The organism is Yoonia sp. R2-816 (assembly GCF_046762905.1).
Taxonomy (GTDB): domain Bacteria; phylum Pseudomonadota; class Alphaproteobacteria; order Rhodobacterales; family Rhodobacteraceae; genus Yoonia.
Window position 1 is genome coordinate 1 of the sequence record NZ_JBKQXN010000244.1, and the last position, 5,021, is coordinate 5,021.

At 54.5% G+C, this 5,021-nt stretch carries 3 protein-coding genes and 1 pseudogene; 2 read left to right on the top strand and 2 right to left on the bottom strand.

Features of this window, described 5'->3' with window-relative positions:
• Window positions 1–1,926: pseudogene (locus ACFWW2_RS16440) on the bottom strand (hypothetical protein); the annotation flags it as partial.
• Between the two features lie 528 nt (window positions 1,927–2,454).
• Window positions 2,455–2,814 (bottom strand): helix-turn-helix domain-containing protein, encoded by a 360-nt coding sequence (locus ACFWW2_RS16445; protein ID WP_393929691.1) that lies wholly within the window; start codon window positions 2,812–2,814, stop codon window positions 2,455–2,457.
• A gap of 259 nt (window positions 2,815–3,073) precedes the next feature.
• Here ACFWW2_RS16445 and ACFWW2_RS16450 point away from each other — a divergent pair, with 259 nt between their 5' ends.
• Together ACFWW2_RS16450 and ACFWW2_RS16455 are read left to right on the top strand one after the other, a co-directional pair.
• Entirely contained in the window at window positions 3,074–3,361 is a 288-nt protein-coding gene (locus ACFWW2_RS16450; RefSeq protein WP_393929693.1) for a helix-turn-helix domain-containing protein, read from the top strand.
• Window positions 3,358–4,671, top strand: coding sequence for a type II toxin-antitoxin system HipA family toxin (locus ACFWW2_RS16455; RefSeq protein WP_393929695.1), 1,314 nt, complete (start codon window positions 3,358–3,360; stop codon window positions 4,669–4,671). Before ACFWW2_RS16450 ends, ACFWW2_RS16455 begins: the two co-directional genes overlap by 4 nt.
• The last annotated feature ends 350 nt before the right edge of the window (window positions 4,672–5,021 follow it).

Consider the following 5,021-nt stretch of genomic DNA (forward strand, 5'->3'; position numbering starts at 1 on the left):
GTCCGCAGTGACATAGTTGCCGTCCATCAGGGTGAACGTCCCCTCAGACGCTCTGCCAACAGTGACCACGTCCATCACAAGCGGGGCGTCCGCAGCACCGGCGCTGTCCAGGCCCGCAATAGACAGCATCATCTCACCCGACGCATCGCCGGCGATCTCAAGCCTGTCGGTGGTCGCACCATTGCCATCAATCACCGTGTCCAGGGCAATAACATTTCTTCCCGACCCGGTGTAATCCCCATTAATTCTGATCACATCCCCCGTCGCCCCGTCCTGCACGCTTAAGGCTACAGAGCCATCATTGGTTACGTTACCGGCGAAGGTCATCTCGGTGGGTGTATCACTGGCCCCGCCAGAGACGTGAAACGCAGATGTGTCGTCGATGAATAGATCCTTATCCACCTCGACACGCTCCCAGTTACTGAGGTGAGTCTCTGTGGAATTCATGTTTATCGGGTCATCGTTTGGGCCAACGAACGTCAGCTTATCATTCCCGCCCACCCCGCCGTCCAGAATATAGCGCCCCTCACCGAGGGTTACGGTGTGAATAGCGACGGTATCATTGCCCGCACCGGCATAAATATCACCGGTGAAGCTGCCATCCTTCAGTTCCAGCGTATCGTCGCCCGCCCCAAGACGAATATCACCGGTAAAGCTGCCATTGTTCAGCTGCAGGGTATCGTCTCCCGCACCAAGATCAATGTCGCCGGTGATCATTCCTGCCGAGGTGACCAACGCATCGCCATCCCCGTCTTCTATGGCAATACCAGACTCCTCACCATTCACAACGGCGTTGCCGTTGATCCTGATCTCCCTCTTGAAACCGGGGAGACCGGAGCGGGAGATCGTTCGGATCGCTGCGCCGTTGCCTTTTCCGCCCTTCACGGACCCGTTGACGTGTATGTCAAAGCCTGTCGCACTCTCAGCACGGATCCCGTCTGCATCCACTCCGGAAACCGTGACGATGCCGTTCAAATTGACACTTGCCGTCGCGGATGCTGAAAACGCGTTTAGCCCATGCGCTTCTTTCCCCTCCGTGGTGACCTTTCCGTTGTACATATACACCTCGGCAGCGCCATAGGCCGTGTGGTTCGCAGAAACCCCATAAGCTCCGTCACCGAACGTCTTGATACTAGCTTTATCGTTTACTACCGCCATCGCCGTTTCGTTCCCCCTGTAAAAGTTCCACGCATAAACCGCATGGGCATCTTTCCCCTTCGTGGTGACCTTGCTGTCGTCGTCCGTCACTTCCACTTTCACCGCGCCACTGCCGTTGGAGCTCGCCACAATCCCGTAAGCATTTCCCTTATCCGTGGTGACGGCCCCTCCGCTCATAAGCACCTTCGCCGTGGCTGTACTTTCCCAGTTGTTGATCTCCGCCCAAAGCCCGTAGGCACGTTCCCCCTCCGTGGTGACTGTGCCGTCCTCCATTTCCACGCTCGCAGCGCCGAGGCCTTCGGTCAGCGCATAACCCCCAAGGGCATTGTTACCGCGCGTAGTGACTTTCCCTCCGGTCATTTTCACGGTCGCCGTGGTGCTACTCTCCGAGTGCGTGATATGCCCCAAAAGCCCGTGCCTAAAATTGCGCTCCGTCCCAGTCTCAACTGTCCCATCACTCATCTGCACAAAAAAGCTACTATCACTATCACCCGCCGCATTCTGCCGCACTATCACCCCGTTGCCGCCCACCTCGATGTCAGCATCGTCAAGGATCAGTGTGAACCTATCTGATCCGGTATAGATATGGGTGATGCCATCTGTGTAGTTGCCAGCGTCACATGTGACGGTCCTGCCGAGTCCGTCCTCGTCACCCACGGGGTCACCACACTCCGCATGCGCCGCGCCGCCGGTGAACAGCACCGCAGTCGTCGCCACGACAGAAAGCCCCGGCGCAATGCTCGCCACCCGACCCCTGAACTTGGTCAAGCGACCACCGCGAACCAGGACACTGGACGAGCGAAGGGCGGGCTGGGTATCTGAGTACTGGTTTGTCATTCTAAAAACTCTCCTGCGAGGGGCATCGCCAACATGTTTGAACAGGATCGGGAAAGGCACCGTCTTGCCCATCAGGCGTTCAGTTTGGGGGGCATAAATGCGAGGATCGTGAGATTAGCTTCGGCCGGAGGTGTCGTGACAACCTCAACCAGAAGCGGACCACGTCGGAGATCGGCCCCGCTGCTTTCGCGCCGTCCGCCCCAATCGTGGTCAAGTGTGAGGCGGTCATATCAGACCCCAAACCGCTGACAGCCACAGCGCGCGCCACGGGAGTTTCACCCCAAGCGCAAGTAACATATTGAATTTATTGTGGATATTTCGGACTTTTTTATCAAACATGCGGTGACCGTGCCATTCGTTTCCTACCCAACAATAGGACCCAGTTGCTGCATTCGGAAATACTCCAATTCTATATTTAGATAGGCATCGGCTATGGTGGGGTCGGCGCCTGTCAGGCTTTCACTTTGTCAAAATGGCGGCGGCTTGGAAACGATGATGCAAAGCTGGCGATCTGTTCTGTTCAGGGGACCATCCAGCTTTGAGCCGATCTTCGATGGCGTCCTTAACTTCAGGATGAACAATCGTCTTACGATGAATGGCGCGGCGCCTCTCATACATGCCCTGCGCATTCACCGCGTAATAGCCATTCAGCTCGTGCAGTTCGGTGTCTGTATATCGGTAGCGCTTGATGTCTCGGCAGATCGTATAAGCGTCGCGGCCCAAGCGATCAGCAATCTCCGAAATCGGCATTTTGGCTTCAAGCCACTTCGCAAGCTTGTGCCGTTCGCCCAGTTTTAGGTGACAGTAGTGGCTTCCCACTCTTCATACTCCATACAACTCTCTGTTTTAGTACAGAATTTGCACTTCGTTTGTGAATCCACCTAACGAACAGTTACGGCTTTGATAACTCCTACTAGGTTGTTGCAACTGGTACGCAAAGGCTAACTGAGCAACCTTTGTCGTTGAGGACAAGTTTGAGCATTCATTTTGACAACTGCGGCAATTTTGTCGTCAGCGACAAATAGTTTGCATTTGGTGCCACTCTTGCAATATCTTGTCGTTAGGGACAAGAGGTGCAATGGAGCGGGATGCATACCAAAAATGGCCCCACATAGTGGGCGCCAACATTCGGAAAGCTCGGAGCGACCAACGGCTGACGCTCAACGACCTGTCACGTCTGTCCGGCGTCGAAGCGGCTAGTCTATCCAAGATCGAAAATGGGAAGCGAGACCCAAAGCTGTCCACTCTTGTGGAGATTGCGAAGGCACTCCGCACTGACCTGCCGATACTATTCCAGTCCCAGCGTGATGGTTTGGCCAAGGAAATCAAGTTGAGCCAGGATGGATATGACCTGGACGGCGAATGATGGACAGCCAAAACAGCATCTCGGTTTTCTACGACAACTTTACCATTGGGCAGATCGACGTTGATGCAGCGGGTGAACTGTCGTTCCGATATAATCCGAAGTGGTTGGCAACCGAAAGCGCATTTCCGCTGTCTGTGACCATACCACTTCAGCCAGAGCCGGTGGCAGCACCCGTGATTACCCCTTGGCTGGCCAACCTATTACCAGAGGAACAGCAACTTCTTACACTGTCACGGGCGCTTGGTTTGGCCTCATCAGACGCCTTGGCTATCTTAATGGAGATCGGCGGGGACACAGCGGGTGCGATTTCCATCGGAGAGCCCAGTAACAGGCCGTCATGGGCGTATCAGCAACTCACCGACCACTATCAAACCGAGACCGTAGAAGACGCACTCACAGCCCATTTCGCTGACCTTGGTAAGCGTCCGTTCTTGGCTGGTGAGGACGGTGTTCGATTGTCGTTGGCAGGTGGACAGAAGAAGACTGCCCTGGCAGTGCTTGGTGCCGATGGGAAGCCAAAACTTGGTCTTCCAACAGATACCGACGCGCTGGCTATCCCGAAGCACGGTGCTCCTTCTACAGTCATCATCAAACCTGACAATTCCAATCTACCAGGTATTGTCGAGAACGAAACGTACTGCCTGACTTTGGCGCGATTATGCGGACTGGCAACTGTCGAGGCTGGCATCCTGCCAGCAGGTGAGCGCACCGCCTTGATAGTGGCCCGGTATGACCGATCAGTGCGGAAGGATGAATCACTTAGACGTTTGCACCAGGAAGACTTCGCCCAAGCTAACGGGGTCTTCCCTGGTCAAAAGTACGAACAGGGCACAGTCGCCGGAATCGATATGCAAAGTCTCCTAACGACGGCTCAGCACCTGCCATCAAAAGACGCTTTAGCATTACAGGATCAGGTCATCTTCAACATACTAATCGCCAATACGGACGCCCATGCCAAGAACTACTCGATGTTGTTGGGCGGCAACATCAGCTTGGCACCACTCTATGACGTATCGACCGTGCTGTATTGGGATCATGTAAACCAGTACCATGCTCAAAAACTGGGGGGCCGAAAACGCAAACCCGGCGATATGGACCGGCGGCACTGGGACCAGATCGCGGAAGATGCGGGTTTCAGTCCACGGGTGGTGCGTCAACGGATTCAGGAGTTGGTCGATACGATGGTGGCACGGCGGGTAGAGGCAACCCAGCTTGTTTGTCACATGGATAGTGCCGAAGCCGGGATGGTCGAGCATGTCGCCGATCTCATTGAGAAAAATGCGCTTAGGATTGCTGGCAGATTACGGTGATTTGTGGCACAGATGGTAAGAGCAGCATACGTGCCCTCACTGGTCGGTCGGCAGTGGGACACTTTACGTCAAAATACCCGGAGAATAGCTGTATTATTTTCAGCTAACTTGTTGATTCCGGAGGACAGGTCTGACCCGTGTCAACGTAGGCATAAAACCCTGCCAATGTCCCTTATAAAAATTCCACCACTTGGTGGCGAGCCTTGGGGCGTTATTCCCTAAAAAACCAAGCACGATCCAAGGCGCGTTGACCTTAAGGCAAATCAGATAATGATTAGCTTCTGGCGCAGAGGGATTTACTTTGTTTGAGTCGTTAGCTTTCGCCGTTAATCTAGAGCATGTTTACTTGG